Origin of the sequence: Bacillus sp. UNC437CL72CviS29, from assembly GCF_000482345.1 — a bacterium.
In the GTDB taxonomy this organism is placed as follows: Bacteria; Bacillota; Bacilli; order Bacillales; family Bacillaceae_G; genus Bacillus_A; species Bacillus_A arachidis.
Genome location: NZ_KI535304.1, coordinates 70,993 through 85,798, shown reverse-complemented (window position 1 = coordinate 85,798; position 14,806 = coordinate 70,993). Strand labels below are relative to the sequence as shown.

The 14,806-nt window shown below is 37.2% G+C and carries 14 protein-coding genes and 2 pseudogenes; 6 read left to right on the top strand and 10 right to left on the bottom strand.

What is annotated here, in order from left to right; genetic code table 11:
• Positions 1-221: 221 nt before the first annotated feature.
• The 4 genes from M014_RS0124600 to M014_RS0124585 form a co-directional block, all read right to left on the bottom strand.
• Positions 222-563: a zinc ribbon domain-containing protein YjdM gene (locus M014_RS0124600; RefSeq protein WP_026594062.1), complete on the bottom strand. Its 342-nt coding sequence runs from the start codon at positions 561-563 to the stop codon at positions 222-224.
• 76 nt (positions 564-639) lie between these two features.
• Positions 640-2,394 (bottom strand): SulP family inorganic anion transporter, encoded by a 1,755-nt coding sequence (locus M014_RS0124595; RefSeq protein WP_026594061.1) that lies wholly within the window; start codon positions 2,392-2,394, stop codon positions 640-642.
• A gap of 127 nt (positions 2,395-2,521) precedes the next feature.
• A complete protein-coding gene (locus tag M014_RS0124590; protein ID WP_026594060.1) occupies positions 2,522-2,962 on the bottom strand; it encodes a hypothetical protein in 441 nt (146 codons plus the stop codon).
• Between the two features lies 1 nt (position 2,963).
• Positions 2,964-3,317, bottom strand: a complete 354-nt coding sequence (locus M014_RS0124585) for an ArsR/SmtB family transcription factor (RefSeq protein ID WP_026594059.1) — start codon at positions 3,315-3,317, stop codon at positions 2,964-2,966.
• A 177-nt stretch (positions 3,318-3,494) separates the two neighbouring features.
• On the opposite strand from M014_RS0124585, the pseudogene M014_RS30710 reads away from it, so the two are divergent.
• Positions 3,495-3,685: pseudogene (locus tag M014_RS30710) on the top strand (IS3 family transposase); the annotation flags it as partial.
• A 164-nt stretch (positions 3,686-3,849) separates the two neighbouring features.
• Positions 3,850-5,259 (top strand): amino acid permease, encoded by a 1,410-nt coding sequence (locus tag M014_RS0124580; RefSeq protein WP_026594058.1) that lies wholly within the window; start codon positions 3,850-3,852, stop codon positions 5,257-5,259.
• A gap of 20 nt (positions 5,260-5,279) precedes the next feature.
• Here M014_RS0124580 and M014_RS0124575 read toward each other — a convergent pair whose 3' ends face one another.
• The 3 genes from M014_RS0124575 to M014_RS0124565 all read right to left on the bottom strand — a co-directional run bounded on the left by M014_RS0124575 (position 5,280) and on the right by M014_RS0124565 (position 7,832).
• Positions 5,280-5,891 carry a hypothetical protein gene (locus tag M014_RS0124575; RefSeq protein ID WP_026594057.1) on the bottom strand — a complete coding sequence of 204 codons (612 nt, stop codon included), beginning with the start codon at positions 5,889-5,891 and terminating at the stop codon, positions 5,280-5,282.
• The gene (locus tag M014_RS0124570; RefSeq protein WP_035415739.1) at positions 5,888-6,649 is read right to left on the bottom strand and encodes a MerR family transcriptional regulator; all 762 of its coding nucleotides are present in this window, start codon (positions 6,647-6,649) and stop codon (positions 5,888-5,890) included. The genes M014_RS0124575 and M014_RS0124570 overlap by 4 nt, the downstream gene beginning before the upstream one ends.
• 160 nt (positions 6,650-6,809) lie before the next feature.
• On the bottom strand, positions 6,810-7,832 hold the full coding sequence (locus M014_RS0124565) for a YeiH family protein (protein WP_026594055.1): 1,023 nt from the start codon (positions 7,830-7,832) through the stop codon (positions 6,810-6,812).
• Positions 7,833-8,125: 293 nt separating this feature from the next.
• Between M014_RS0124565 and M014_RS0124560 the strand changes: the two genes are divergently transcribed.
• Positions 8,126-9,019 carry a LysR family transcriptional regulator gene (locus M014_RS0124560; RefSeq protein WP_026594054.1) on the top strand — a complete coding sequence of 298 codons (894 nt, stop codon included), beginning with the start codon at positions 8,126-8,128 and terminating at the stop codon, positions 9,017-9,019.
• A 51-nt stretch (positions 9,020-9,070) separates the two neighbouring features.
• Positions 9,071-9,400, top strand: a pseudogene (locus tag M014_RS30275) (MerR family transcriptional regulator).
• 80 nt (positions 9,401-9,480) lie between these two features.
• On the opposite strand, the gene M014_RS0124555 reads toward M014_RS30275, so the two are convergent.
• Both M014_RS0124555 and M014_RS0124550 read right to left on the bottom strand, forming a co-directional pair.
• Positions 9,481-9,792: a heavy metal-binding domain-containing protein gene (locus M014_RS0124555; protein WP_000637524.1), complete on the bottom strand. Its 312-nt coding sequence runs from the start codon at positions 9,790-9,792 to the stop codon at positions 9,481-9,483.
• Between the two features lie 47 nt (positions 9,793-9,839).
• Positions 9,840-10,172, bottom strand: coding sequence for a DUF1904 family protein (locus tag M014_RS0124550; protein WP_026594053.1), 333 nt, complete (start codon positions 10,170-10,172; stop codon positions 9,840-9,842).
• A 431-nt stretch (positions 10,173-10,603) separates the two neighbouring features.
• On the opposite strand from M014_RS0124550, the gene zwf reads away from it, so the two are divergent.
• Complete coding sequence (gene zwf, locus M014_RS0124545) at positions 10,604-12,079, top strand: glucose-6-phosphate dehydrogenase (protein ID WP_035415762.1); 1,476 nt, start codon at positions 10,604-10,606, stop codon at positions 12,077-12,079.
• Positions 12,080-12,095: 16 nt separating this feature from the next.
• Positions 12,096-12,707, top strand: a complete 612-nt coding sequence (locus tag M014_RS0124540) for a cyclase family protein (RefSeq protein WP_026594051.1) — start codon at positions 12,096-12,098, stop codon at positions 12,705-12,707.
• A 327-nt stretch (positions 12,708-13,034) separates the two neighbouring features.
• Here the strand turns inward: M014_RS0124540 and gndA are convergent, their stop codons facing one another.
• Positions 13,035-14,444 carry an NADP-dependent phosphogluconate dehydrogenase gene (gene gndA, locus M014_RS0124530; protein WP_026594049.1) on the bottom strand — a complete coding sequence of 470 codons (1,410 nt, stop codon included), beginning with the start codon at positions 14,442-14,444 and terminating at the stop codon, positions 13,035-13,037.
• Positions 14,445-14,806 lie beyond the last annotated feature (362 nt).

Below are 14,806 nucleotides of genomic sequence, written 5' to 3'. Positions count from 1 at the left end.
TTACCACGAATGCCCATAAAAAAACCAAGAAAACGAACAGATATTCGGTAAAGTTTTCGACAATCAATATTGAGCAGCACCAACAAACCGCGAATTTTGTATGCTAAGCAAAATTCCACAAAAAAAAGCCGATTTCCTGTGTACTGTGCGCTAAGGGATAAATCGGCTTTTTGCTATTAATTTGTTTGCAGTGGTCAAAATTTTATTGTATGAAAAATCATTTATACTTTTTTAACAAATTCTGATTTTAATTTCATGGCACCAAAACCATCAATTTTACAATCAATATCATGATCTCCATCAACTAGACGGATATTCTTCACTTTTGTACCGATTTTCACAACTGATGAAGTTCCTTTTACTTTCAGATCTTTAATAACTGTGACAGAATCACCATCGTTTAACACGTTTCCATTGGCATCTTTAACAACTTTTGTATCCTCATTATTTTCCGCCCCTGACTCTAAATCCCATTCATGGGCACACTCTGGACAAACAAAAAGATTTCTATCTTCATAAGTGTATTCTGAATTACATTTTGGGCAATTTGGTAAATTAGACATATTTTTATTTCCTCCATTTTAAGCTTTTATAAAATCATTAAAAACGTAGATCAACTAAACTTTTTATAGAATACATTTAAAAATCCAATGCATTGGTTTTATTATTTATTACATTAGCTTGCTGAGAAAGTTGGGCACATTCATGAAAAGCAAAATGCTTACATCCTGTACATTTTTTCGTATTCAAATGTTCTAGAGCGCGGTTAATCGCTTCTCCTGTGTGATCAAAAAAGTGTTCTTCCCCGATTTCGTTGTACAATCCATTCTTATCTAGAGTTGCTTTTAACTCGGATTGAATTCCTGAGATGAGAAGTACGCCACCTTGTTTTTTAAAATGCTGAATAATATTTCTAAAGTATGCTTCTCCTGTTGTATCGATAAAAGGAACTTTTCCCATACGTAAAATTAAAACTTTTGGCTTATAATGAATAGTCCCTAAAATGTTTTGTTCAAATGTTTGAGCAGCACCAAAAAACAGTGGGCCCTCTATTGTGTAAATACTAATTTGTGGACAATCATGTGCCTTATTTACCACATGTGGTAATAATTTTTCATTCTTTTTTGTATGATCAGGAAGCACTTTAGATATGACAAGCATATTACTCATACGTTTTGTAAACAAAATAACAGCTAAAATAAGGCCGACTTCCACAGCTGTTGTCAAGCTAGTAAATACAGTAAGCAAGAATGTTACGAGCAATACAAGAGAATCCCCTGTCTTCATCTTAAGTATGTGAACAAAATGTTTTTGTTCACTCATATTCCAAGCTACTACCATTAAAATAGGAGCCATACTAGCAAGTGGAATATGTGAGGCATATGGCGCTAACAGTAGAAGTGTGGATAACACAAATATCCCATGAATAACACCTGACATTGGAGATACAGCCCCACTTTTAATATTAGTTGCCGTGCGGGCAATCGCCCCTGTTGCTGGAATCCCTCCAAATAATGATGTAACAACATTGGCAACTCCTTGACCAATAAGTTCTTTGTTACTGTTGTGTTTACTATTTGTCATACCATCTGCCACGACAGCAGATAAAAGGGATTCAATACCACCCAACATGGCGATAACAAATGCAGGGCCAATTAACTGTTTTATGCGCTCTAACGTGATTTCTGGTATATCAAACTGAGGAAGTGTGTTCGGAATCGTACCATACGCTGTACCAATGGTAGGTACATGACCTGAAAAAAATACAGCAGCAATTATAGTTGAAATAGCAACACCTACTAATGAACCAGGTACTTTGGGCAAAATCTTTGGTGTTATCAATATAACCAAAAGGCAAATCAGAGCAGTTATAATACTATAAAAATTAATGGTATCAATATGGATAAAGATTTCATTTAGGTTTGCTATAAATGCCTCATGCTTTTTTATACCTGTTAAACCTAAAAAACTAGCAATTTGTCCCGTAAAGATACTAACAGCAATACCTGATGTAAAACCAATTGTTACAGGGCGCGGGATAAATTTAATTAAAGATCCTAGTTTAAAAATTCCCATAAGGCATAAGATAATTCCGGCTAATAAACCGGCCAGTAGTAAATTTTCATACCCATAGGTAATTACAATCCCTAAAAGAATTGGAACAAAAGCACCTGTAGGCCCTCCAATTTGATACTTTGAACCACCAAATAACGAAATGAGTATCCCGGCAATACATGTTGTATAGATTCCATACTCCGGCTTAACACCAGAAGCTATAGCAAAAGACATAGCAAGTGGAATCGCGACGACTCCGACAATCATTCCAGAAAGAAGATCTTTTTGAAAATGTCCTAATGAATATCCTTCAAACCTTCCTGTAAATAACCCTTTCATTACAAAACCTTCTTTTCTATTTTTAATAAATCTTACTTCTTTTCTCCTGAAAGAATATTTTCTTGTGATAAATTTGTATTACAAATACATTTAAAAGCTCTCTACCCCGTTACAAAAGAGTATCATCCTAATATTGGTTATACGTTTTGCTTAAATGCCGTTCTAATTTGCCTATATCTCCGCCTTCTTGTACGTAGGATTCTAATCTTTCTGCTAAAAGTAATCCATTTCGACTCTCTAGCTTTTTCATATCTATAAACGATGTAATTCTTACTGTATCTGGTGTAATATCCCTACGAAACATTTGTCCTGGAATTTCACTCCAAAAACGATTCCATTCATCTAGTAATCCTATTTGGTCAAACAAAAAGCACTGAATTCCGCATAACCAGGCTGTACAAGCTGTATTTCTTTTTTGACATCCAACTCCATCTTGTAAATGTTGACATGAAAAACAACAAGAGTTTCCACTTTTAATACAAATGCTACAAACGTGATAAGCTCCTATTGAGCGAAATATCTCCATTCCATGTTGAATGATATCTTCTTTCTTAACTTCAATGCTCAACCTAGCCCTCCTTACCGATCGATTCACGCTCTGTTACATCTAGTTCCTCTAACATTGAAATTGTATCGATTAAATGGTTGTTAAAAATCCGCTTTGCAACTACCAGTAAATCCACAATCATAGGATCTCGTAAAGAATATAAAACTCGTTTCCCATCTTTGGTACCAACAACAATATTCTTTGAACGTAGTACGCTTAATTGTTGAGAAACAGCTGAACCCTCCTTATTAAGAATAGCTTGAATTTCATTTACACTTTTTTCACCCTCTGACAATAATTCTAAAATACCTATTCGCAAAGGATGTGCTAAGGCTTTAAAGAAGTCCGCTTTAAATTGTTGCATTTCGTTTCCCATTCAAATACCTCCATTACTTACCCTTAATTTGAAAAAGTACCATATTACATCTTCAAATATTTGAATATGTAATATGGTACTCCTAAAACCTCAAATTTTCAATACAATTTTTGAAAGATTAAACTAGAATCAAAAACGACGGAATTTGAACAGTGCTCATTCACACATCCACAAACAAAGCCTTGCGAATCTTTTACTCAGCTAAAAAATGAAATTAAGAGATATATGACATACTACAATCATTATCGATATCAATTGAATATAAAGAAGATGACTTCTGTTGATACAGAACTCACCTTTTTTCAAACTTATCTAAGTTGGTCACTCCGCTCATTTTGGCTTTATACACTCGTTCAACACGAAATTAGCGAGAAAAAACAACCAGAATACAGAAAAGGTAGAATTTTCTAAAAAATATATGTTTACAAAGTAATTTTTTCACATTAGAATACGAACTACAAGGATTCGACATTATGCGACAAAACGAATTTATTTTTCTGAATTTTTAAACAAAAGGAGATGAGGAAACTATATGAATCTATTTCGAAAAAAATCCATTTCAGCATTATTAGCGCAGTCAGAACAAAAAGGAGCATCGTTAAAGAAGGAGCTCGGCGCATTTGACCTTACTATGCTTGGGGTCGGCGCTATTATCGGAACTGGGATTTTTGTTCTTACCGGCGTTGCCGCAGCAGAACATGCGGGACCAGCACTTATTTTATCGTTTATTTTTTCCGGTTTAGCCTGTGTATTTGCAGCATTATGTTATTCTGAATTTGCATCAACTGTACCGGTATCTGGTAGTGCATACACTTATAGCTATGCGACATTTGGAGAGTTAATCGCTTGGATTTTAGGATGGGATTTAATTTTAGAATACGGATTGGCTTCGTCAGCTGTTGCATCAGGCTGGTCGGGTTATTTCCAAGGGCTATTGAGCGGATTCGGGATTACATTACCTACCGCTTTAACAAGCGCATATAATCCTGAAGCGGGAACATATGTAGATTTACCTGCAATCTGTATCATCTTTCTTATGACATTGTTATTAACAAGAGGAGCCAAAAAATCAGCTCGTTTTAATGCTATCATGGTAGCTATCAAACTCTTTGTTGTTTTACTCTTTATCGGTGTTGGCGCCTTCTATGTAAAACCTGAAAACTGGACGCCATTTATGCCGTTCGGCTTCTCTGGCGTAACAACTGGAGCTGCAACTGTATTCTTTGCTTACATCGGATTTGACGCTGTATCAACAGCTGCTGAAGAAGTCAAAAATCCACAGCGTAACATGCCAATCGGTATTATTGCTTCTTTAACAATCTGTACAATTTTATATATCGTTGTTTCATTAATTCTAACTGGAATTGTGCCTTACGATCAGTTAGGTGTGAAAAACCCTGTTGCATTTGCACTACAATACATTCAACAAGATTGGGTTGCTGGTTTCATTTCTTTAGGAGCCATTACTGGCATTACAACTGTATTACTCGTTATGTTATATGGACAAACACGTTTATTTTACGCAATTAGTCGCGATGGCTTACTACCAAAAGCACTTTCTCGCGTGAACAAAAAAACAAAAACACCCGTTATCAATAGTTGGATCACTGCAACTATGGTTGCTTTCTTCGCTGGTTTCGTTCCTTTAAATAAACTAGCAGAATTAACGAATATCGGTACACTATTCGCATTCATCGTTGTATCGATTGGAGTAATCATCTTACGCAAAAAACAACCAGATCTACCTCGCGCTTTTAAAGTGCCATTCGTACCATGGATCCCTGCTTTAGCCGTTTTATTCTGTGGATATTTAGCATTGCAACTCCCAATAACAACATGGATCGGCTTTGTTATCTGGCTTGTAATCGGGCTTGTTGTCTATTTCAGTTACGGTTATAAAAATAGCACTCTTCGAAATGAACAAAAAGAAGATGTTGCTTAAAAAAGAAGCTGTTGTCCTAATTAGGATGACAGCTTCTTTTCTTCTTTCGGAAAGATAACATATGAAAATGTAATGATCGTATCCGCTAAAAATACAACGCTCCATACTTGACTCACCCGACTTGCCGCCTCATTTAACACAATGCCTTTTTCAAGCCAATCTCCCCACTGTTCAATCGGCACGAACCCATACATAAAGAAAAATACAATGTGAATAGCGATAAATAAAAGAAGATGTAAACTCCATTGTCCAATCTCCCGCTTTGTATAAGCCCAGCCTGTTAGCTCTAACGGTTCTTCTATATGCGAAAGTGGTTCATTCCGCCATTTCGCAACAAGTTTCTGCATACGTATATCTAGTTTCTTTAAATCTTTTTTTCCATAAAAGAGTGCATATAGTAGTATCACTACCGTAATGATTTGAAAGTTAGAAAACTTACCTGTTTGATAATAATCAATGGCACCTAGAGCTAAAATAAATACTTCATTAAGCAACAATACAATCCCGACAATGAAACTGGCTTTCTTGAATCGCAATCCGTAACGTAGTAAAAAAAATCCAATAGCTGATACCCAAAATACAATTTCTGCACCGATTAAGAAATACCAACGATATTCTGTAAGTATACTCATTTCCTACGCTCCCTCTCATCATATATACGAAAAGCCTCATCCATATACGCTAGAAGCTCCTCTTCAATTGGATACATATTCATCTTTTGTGAATCTTCTTTTGATTTTCTTACTTCCCACAATTTATCTAGAAATGCCTCATCACCGTTTGCCATCTCTATACATTTCCCCATTAACCTTTTTGTAGCCTCTTGTACTTCATCATGAGATGTATCTTTACCTTCTGTCATAAAGCTACGTAACTGCTTCAATATATCCACCCATTCTCGAACATTCTCATCTTCCTCGCTCATATTTGGCAAATTACGAAGAAGTTTTTGCTCCTCATCTGAAAATATTTGTTTTTGAAACATTTCGCGTATACGAGGAGACTGCTGTGAAAGTTGAATAAGTTCAAACATAATTTTCCAGTTTAATTCTCCTTCAAGTTCCGCTGAATACACAACCGCCTGTAAAATCCGTTCCATCCGAGTGAATTTTTTCTTCTCTTCCTGCACAAACTTAAGCTGCTTTTCTAATGATTCTTTTAAGCTGAATCCACCTGTCACTAACATATTCGTAATCTCTTTCAATGAGAAACCTATTTCTTTTAGAAATAAAATTTGCTGTAAGCGAATAACGTCCGTTTCACTATATAAACGGTGTCCCCCTTCCGTTTTTCCGCTCGGCCTTAGCAAATCAATTTGATCATAATAACGAAGCGTTCTTACTGTAACTCCCGTTTCCTTTGTAAGCTCTTGAATCGAAATCATTTCCATCACCCTTTCCTCTTTCATTGTAAAAGATGACGTAACGTAACTTTCAAGTGTTTTTGTAAAAAAATTCAAAAAAGCTGTGTACATTCTTCATGTACACAGCTTTTACAGAAATAATATTTTATAAAAAGGAAACATATGAACTATATCTCCTTCTGTTACATTACATAAACCCTAACGCATATACAAGAATATAACCAAGAATCGATAGGCAAACAGATCCTATCAACCCAGCTACAAATGCTTTACTTCCTAATTTACGGAACGTCGTAAATTCTACATTTAAACCAAGCCCCGCCATTGCCATCGCAATAAGCATGTACGCGAGGACAACAATATAACCTGCAACAAACTCCGGTATAATTCCTAACGAATGAACCGCGCTCATTGCTAAAAAACCAAAAATAAACCACGGGATTGGGAGGTCACGCAATGAACTCTTTTGTCCTTTTCCTTCGCTGCGATTAAACCATAAGCCAATTAAGATGGCCACTGGTACCAGCATAGCAACACGTGTTAACTTCACAATTACCGCAATATCAACAGACGTACTTCCGCCTGGCGCAGCCGCGGCGATGACATGCGCAATTTCATGCAACGTCGCCCCAGAGAATACACCATAGCCATAAGGAGATAAGCCCAGAACCGGATACAATATAGTATAAATGAGTGTGAAAATCGTACCTAAAATAGCAATAATAGCCGCACCGACTGCTGTTTCATCATCCTTTGCTTTCACTTGCGGTGCAATTGCCACGACTGCAGCCGCGCCGCAAATCGCTGTCCCGCACGCTGTTAAAATCCCAAGTTTCTTATCGACTTTAAAAACACGTGTTAGCGTATATACAACAACAATTGTAAAGGCAATGACAATCCCCGCAATAACTAGCACTTTTGGCCCCGCCTTTGCAATATCAACTAAATTCAAACGCATCCCTAGTAAAATGATCCCGAACCGAAGTAACTTCTTACTAGCAAAATTCGTTCCTGCTACCGCTTCATAGGGTATGCTAATAGTTGCTCTCCAAATCATACCGAGCAGAATAGCAATAACCAATTGGCCCATAATATTTAAAAATGGAAGCTCTGCTAAAAATTTCGCAGCAATCGCAATTAACAGCGTAATCCCAATCCCTTGTGAAAAACCGAGACGCTTCTTTTTTTGCATAACCAGTGTTTGTTCCACTTTGTACCACTCCAATAATCGTATTGAAACATGCATGTTCGTTATATTTACATTATAGAAGATTTTCAATGATAAGTTTAATACCAATATCCAATCTCAATCATTAAGAAAACTTATGATAAACTAAAAATGCGGAAGCGGCTCGCTCAGAATGTGAGGGGGATGGAGCTTCTGACAGAGAGGCGCTTTTTGACTCGCAGGAAGATGCGAAGCCACCGACCATTCTTGCCGCTATAGCTAGACATAACCAACATACACAGTACAGTCGAATTCAAAGTAAAGGAGTAAACACAATGAATGTTGATATTTTAAAAATATTTGTGACTGTTGTAGAACAAAAGCATTTCTCTCGTGCCGCAGAACTACTTAACCTTTCACAACCTGGCGTCAGCATGCATATTCGTAATTTAGAAAACGAATTTGGTACGACGCTTATTCAGCGTTCCCCAAAACATGTCCAAGTGACAGAAGCTGGTAACATTTTATACATTCACGCAAAGCAAATGTTATCTCTTTATGAAGAGGCAAAACAAGAAATTAACGAACTACATAACGTTGTCACAGGAACGCTGCGCATCGGTGCAAGTTTTACAATCGGTGAATACTTACTTCCAAAAATATTGGCGCGTTACGCCAATGAAAATCCACGCGTGGAAGTACATACATTCATCTCCAATACAGAAGAAGTTCTCCAAAGTATTCGTTCCAATCAAATTGATATAGGCTTAGTAGAGGGACAAGTCATATACACCGATATCAATGTAGAGACCTTTATGGAAGATGAAATGAAACTTGTTGTTCCGCCTAATCATTCTCTTCTAAATACCAGAATAATAAATGAAGATTCCTTACAAGACCAAGTATGGGTACTTAGAGAAAGTGGATCTGGAACACGCGCCTATAGCGATCGCTTTATCCATCAGCACCATTTAAAAATGAAACGCTTCTTTACATTCAGCAGCATTCAAAGTGTAAAAGAAGCCGTTGCCGCGGGGCTTGGCATCGCAATTCTTTCCGACTGGACTGTGAGAAAAGAATTACAAGCAGGAGAACTTTGTCCAATCGAAGTTCCAAATAAAAAACTCATCCGCCCTTTCTCTATCGTGCGTGGCAAATACTTTATCCCCTCTAAAGCGATTCAAGTCTTCTTAGACCATGTTCAATCATTTGCAAAAAAACAGAGTTGACCTTCACATTAGTGTGAAGGTTTACAATCTGTATGAAAAGAGTAAAAAACATTGCAGATTGGAGAATTATCAAAACAAACATATACCAGGGAACGTTCACTTAGACATTATGAAGAAAAAGGATGATTACCTTCTAAACGACTTCCGAATAGTTATCGTGACTTTGATCAGAGTGCTATCCAAAAGGTTGAACTCATTCAAATGCAATTACAGTTTGACTTAAATTTAGAAGGGACTACAAGAATGCTACGCTGCTTAGAAATCGAGCCGCAACTGTACGAAACTCCAGAAGGAAGCACTCTAATGTCTTCCCTATATATCGACGAGGCCTTTGCCATTTCCCAAGAAATATCGATGATTCGACATGCTAGGGTGCCCTAAATATATCAGAGTTTCTACAATATAAGACATTTGTAAACACAAAAAAGCCGTGCAATGAGCACGACTTCTTTCTTTATATGCTATATACGGACAGCAGTTCCACTTACTGCAACCATTAGCATCCCTTCACGAACTACTTCATAATCCACGTCAATACCTACAATCGCATTTGCACCTTTTTGCTTCGCAAGAGATTTCATCTCTTCCATCGCAATGTCACGTGCTTCTTTTAGTTTACTTTCGTATGCACCAGAACGGCCACCGACAACGTCACGAACAGAAGCAAATAAGTCGCGGACGATATTTGCACCCATAATTGCTTCACCATTAACAATGTCAATATACTCAATAATTTCTTTCCCTTGAATAGTAGAAGTTGTTGTTACGATCATAATATATCTCCTCCTATGTATATAAGTTTATCAATGTTACATAAGCCTTAACTTGCGCAATGCTTTCCGTTAATATAATACGCTGACTCTGTGAAAACCGTAAACACAACCTCTACTTCAGGAAGTCCAAAACCCATTAAATATGTAGTAATGGCATTGGCAAATCGATTACGAATTTCCTGTCCACGCTCGAACCATTTTACTTCAATAAGAGGGAATGCCTCTATTTCTTCCCCATTGTATACAAATGTAGAACTTGGTAGTTCCAACGTAAAATTATCCGTACCACACTCACAAATCTCTGCGAGCTCTTCTACTAATGGTTTGCTTATACTCTTTAATTGCTCAGTAGTAATTCCACGAAATACAATATGTGGCAAAAAAACCCCTCCGTTACATGGCTTTATTCTATATTTCTCCATATCATAGCACAATGTATTTCGTTGTACCAGAAATCTATCGGCTCTCCTAATTTCCCCAACTCTTCCGTCTTAATTCCTACAATTGCAGGTTTTTATCCCGCCATTCATGGGCAGTACGATTCCCACTGACGGAAGTTTCACTTTATTTCTTTCTCATTACGCCAACTTCAAAATAACTACACTACATTGTATTAATGATTTCATGCTCTTCTTTTGATTTTCTATAATCTTCATCTTAAAATAATTTAAAAGATTTATTCTTACTTTCTTACACATACTTAAAAGTAGGAGACTTCTTTCGAATTATGTTAAAATCTTCTGTGATAGTATTTATACATTGATAAAGGTGAGGGTACCCAGTGAACAAGAATGACAATACACACTGCACGATGGTTATATTTGGAGCAACAGGCGATTTAGCAAAGAGGAAATTATTCCCTTCTATATATAGCCTATATAAAAAAGGACATCTCTCTAAAAATTTCGCTGTTGTTGGTGTGGCGAGACGTGAATGGAGCAATGATGTATTTCGTGAAAATGTATTTTCCTCTATTCAAGAATCAAAAATTAAACCAGGGGATGATTTAGAAGAATTTTTAACTCATTTCCACTACTTAGCGTTTGATGTTACGAATACTGCTTCATACCAAGATTTAAACACGTTACTTATTAACCTAGAAGAACAATTCAATATTCCAGGAAACAGAATGTTTTATATGGCGATGGCTCCTGAATTTTTCGGAACAATCGCTTCTTACTTGAAATCAGAAGGTGTGACAAACTCAAACGGTTGGAATCGATTGATTATTGAAAAGCCTTTTGGAAATGACTTTTCATCTGCACAAATATTAAACGACAAACTTCGTCAAGCATTTACGGAAGACGAGATTTATCGTATTGACCATTATCTAGGAAAAGAAATGGTTCAAAATATTGGTGTCATTCGTTTTGCAAATGCAATATTTGAATCACTATGGAACAATAAGTACATCTCTAATATTCAAGTTACATCCAGTGAATCTTTAGGTGTAGAGGACCGCGGAGGTTATTATGACCATTCTGGTGCTTTAAGAGATATGGTACAAAACCATATGTTACAAATGGTTGCGTTACTGGCGATGGAACCACCAATTCGCTTAACAACAGAAGAAATCCGAAGCGAAAAAATTAAAGTATTGCGTGCACTTCGACCGATAACAGTAGAAGAAGTTGATCAATATTTTGTAAGAAGTCAGTATGGACCAGGAACAATCAATGGAAAAGAAGTTCCTGGGTACAGAAGCGAAAGTAAAGTCGATCCAAACTCAAGAACAGAAACATTTGTAGCAGGTAAATTATTAATAGATAATTTCCGCTGGGCAGGTGTGCCGTTCTACATTCGTACAGGGAAACGCATGCAAGAAAAATCAACAAAAATTGTCATTCAGTTTAAAGAATTGCCAATGAATTTATATTCTAAATCAGAAAACAACGTTCAGCCAAACCTGCTTATTATTCATATTCAGCCGGATGAAGGGATTTCTCTTGTTTTAAATGGTAAAAAAATTGGTACTTCTGAAAGAACAACACCATTTAAGCTTGATTACTGCAATGACTGCATAGACGGAGTAAATACACCGGAAGCTTACGAGAAACTTCTATATGATGCAATTCAAGGCGATTCAACAAACTTCACTCACTGGGATGAAGTAGCATTGTCATGGAAATTTGTTGATGTTATTTCTAAAGCATGGCAACAGGATGTATCAACAGATTTACTTACTTACGAATCAGGCTCAATGGGACCACAAGCTTCTGATGATTTACTTGCGGAAAATAGCTTCCAATGGTGGCCTATTTCAGATGATAGTGACTACTCAATCTAAGCAAAGGGGAATTCTTATGAAAAAAGTATATGATATTACAGTACCTATTTACGAAGGAATGCCTGTATATAAAAATAAACCAGAGAAACAGCCTCAACTTTCCAAAGTTACAAACGGTCATGTAACAGAATCCACATTAAAAATGGATGCTCATACAGGAACGCATATTGATGCGCCTTTGCACATGATAAATGACGGGGATACGTTTGAAACACTTGATATTGAAAAATTAGTAGGCGAAGCAAAGGTTTTTGACTTAACTCATGTTGATAGTGGCATTACTGCTGAAGACCTGAAAGACTTCGATATTCAAAAAGGGGATTTTGTTTTATTTAAAACAAAGAACTCCTTTGATGAAGGATTTAACTTCGAATTTATTTATTTAGCTGAAAGCGGCGCGAAACTGCTTGCTGAAAAAGGGATTCGCGGTGTGGGCATTGATGCATTAGGTGTTGAACGTGCCCAAGAAGGTCACCCAACCCATAAAACACTATTTGCACACGATATTATTGTAATCGAAGGATTAACATTTAAAGAAGTAGAAGCGGGAACATACTTTATGGTTGCAGCTCCATTAAAACTAATGGGTACAGATGCATCACCAGCGCGTGTGCTATTATTCCAATAAAAAATGGACCAAGATATCAATCTTGGTCCATTTTTTACCGCTATTCGCGGGCAGTAATACTCCCACCTCAAAATTCAGCAAAAGCATTGTCCAGCTCTAGCGGCTAGAATCTCCGGTCGTTTCGCCCCTCGGACGAGGCAAAAAGCGCCTCTCTGTCGGGGCGTGGGCGTCCTGCGATTCTGAGCGAGCCGCTTCCGCTTTTCTTTATTGTCCAGTTCCAGTGGCTAGAATATTCGGTGGCTTCGCTTCTTCCTGCGAGGTAAAAAACACCTCTACGTCAGAAGCTCCATCCCCCTCACATTCTGGACGAGCCACTTCCACTTTATTTTATATCCATTTTGTATGGAATGTACCTTCTTTATCTACTCGTTTATACGTATGTGCTCCAAAATAATCGCGCTGTGCTTGTAACAAGTTTGCAGGTAGTGTTGCAGTACGATAGCTGTCATAATACGAAATTGCCGCTGAAAATGCAGGAACTGGAATACCTTGTTGTACAGCCACTGCGATAATTTGACGTAATCCGCCTTGGTATGACTCCACAATTTCTTTAAAGTATGGGTCAAGTAAAAGGTTTGGTAAGTCAGCGTTTGTCTCATAAGCCTCTTTAATGTTTTGTAAAAAGGCTGCACGAATAATACATCCGCCTCTCCAAAGCATAGAAATGCTGCCAAAATCAAGGTTCCAATCATATTCCTCAGAAGCTGCCTTCAATTGCGTGAATCCTTGTGCATAAGAACAAATTTTACTCATATATAAAGCTTGGCGCACTGCTTCAATTAATTCGGCTTTTTCAATTCCAAGTGCTGCTTTATCTTTAGGTCCAGATAAAACTTTGCTTGCGTTCACACGCTCTTCTTTTAAAGCAGAAATACAACGCGCAAATACAGATTCCGTGATAATAGGGAGAGATATACCTAAATCAAGTGCGCTTTGGCTTGTCCATTTCCCTGTACCCTTTTGTCCCGCAGTATCAAGAATAACATCCACTAATGGCTTGCCCGTTTCTTCATCTTTCTTCGTGAAGATGTCTGCTGTAATCTCGATTAGATAGCTGTTCAGTTCGCCCTTATTCCATTCAGCAAATATTTCATGAAACTCTTCTGCAGTCAAATCCAGTGTTTGTTTCAAGAAGAAATATGCTTCACAAATTAATTGCATATCTCCATACTCAATACCGTTATGAACCATCTTTACATAGTGGCCTGCCCCATTAGGTCCGATATAAGAACAACAAGGCTCGTCATTCACTTTTGCAGAGATATTTTCAAGCATATCCTTCACTTTTTCGTATGCATCCTTCTGTCCGCCCGGCATAATAGACGGTCCCTTCAATGCACCCTCTTCTCCGCCTGACACACCTGCTCCGATGAAATTGATTCCTTCTTCGGCAAGACGTTTGTTTCGGCGAACTGTATCGATAAAGTATGTATTACCGCCGTCAATTAAAATATCACCTTTATCAAGGTGAGGAAGCAGAGAATCAATCGCCTTATCTGTAATTTCCCCTGCATTAACCATTAGTAAAATCTTTCTAGGTGATTCAAGTGAGTTAACAAACTCTTCAACCATATGAGTACCAACCATGTTTTTACCACGATTTTCCTCAATGATTTCATTTACTTTTTCCTTTGAAATATCATATAGGGCAACAGAATACCCTTTACTCTCAAAGTTAAGTGCGAGGCTTTTTCCCATAACGCCCACACCAACAACTCCAATTTGTTGCTTTGGCATATTTCATCGTTCCTTTCTATGCATGTTACTCTGTCTATATTATAGTATATATACCTAAAGTAACACTTTAATCAAATAATCTATCTTATTTATTTCAATATGCTCCACCAAGACACGTGCAAAAGGTCATAGGGACATGGCACATCGCCATCAAGTTAAAAAATAATTTTACTCATTTTCCATACCCCACTTATATCATGAAGATTGCTTATAAAAATATACAAAAACCCCCAATCATGGACTTTTTAAGTGTCCACGATTGGGGGTACAGTTCAAAGCTAGATTTCATTCAGTTTGTATTTTCTGGTTTACTAATTATAGAAAAACGTGCTAATCACAATCACGAAATAGTTCCAATTAAT

Bases quoted from the DNA above. Each gene is read 5' to 3' on its own strand.
- M014_RS0124600 (WP_026594062.1), bottom strand. From the start codon at position 563: ATGTCTAATTTACCAAATTGCCCAAAATGTAATTCAGAATACACTTAT.
- M014_RS0124595 (WP_026594061.1), bottom strand. From the start codon at position 2,394: ATGAAAGGGTTATTTACAGGAAGGTTTGAAGGATATTCATTAGGACAT.
- M014_RS0124585 (WP_026594059.1), bottom strand. From the start codon at position 3,317: ATGGGAAACGAAATGCAACAATTTAAAGCGGACTTCTTTAAAGCCTTA.
- M014_RS0124580 (WP_026594058.1), top strand. From the start codon at position 3,850: ATGAATCTATTTCGAAAAAAATCCATTTCAGCATTATTAGCGCAGTCA.
- M014_RS0124575 (WP_026594057.1), bottom strand. From the start codon at position 5,891: ATGAGTATACTTACAGAATATCGTTGGTATTTCTTAATCGGTGCAGAA.
- M014_RS0124570 (WP_035415739.1), bottom strand. From the start codon at position 6,649: ATGGAAATGATTTCGATTCAAGAGCTTACAAAGGAAACGGGAGTTACA.
- M014_RS0124560 (WP_026594054.1), top strand. From the start codon at position 8,126: ATGAATGTTGATATTTTAAAAATATTTGTGACTGTTGTAGAACAAAAG.
- M014_RS0124555 (WP_000637524.1), bottom strand. From the start codon at position 9,792: ATGATCGTAACAACAACTTCTACTATTCAAGGGAAAGAAATTATTGAG.
- zwf (WP_035415762.1), top strand. From the start codon at position 10,604: ATGGTTATATTTGGAGCAACAGGCGATTTAGCAAAGAGGAAATTATTC.
- M014_RS0124540 (WP_026594051.1), top strand. From the start codon at position 12,096: ATGAAAAAAGTATATGATATTACAGTACCTATTTACGAAGGAATGCCT.
- gndA (WP_026594049.1), bottom strand. From the start codon at position 14,444: ATGCCAAAGCAACAAATTGGAGTTGTTGGTGTGGGCGTTATGGGAAAA.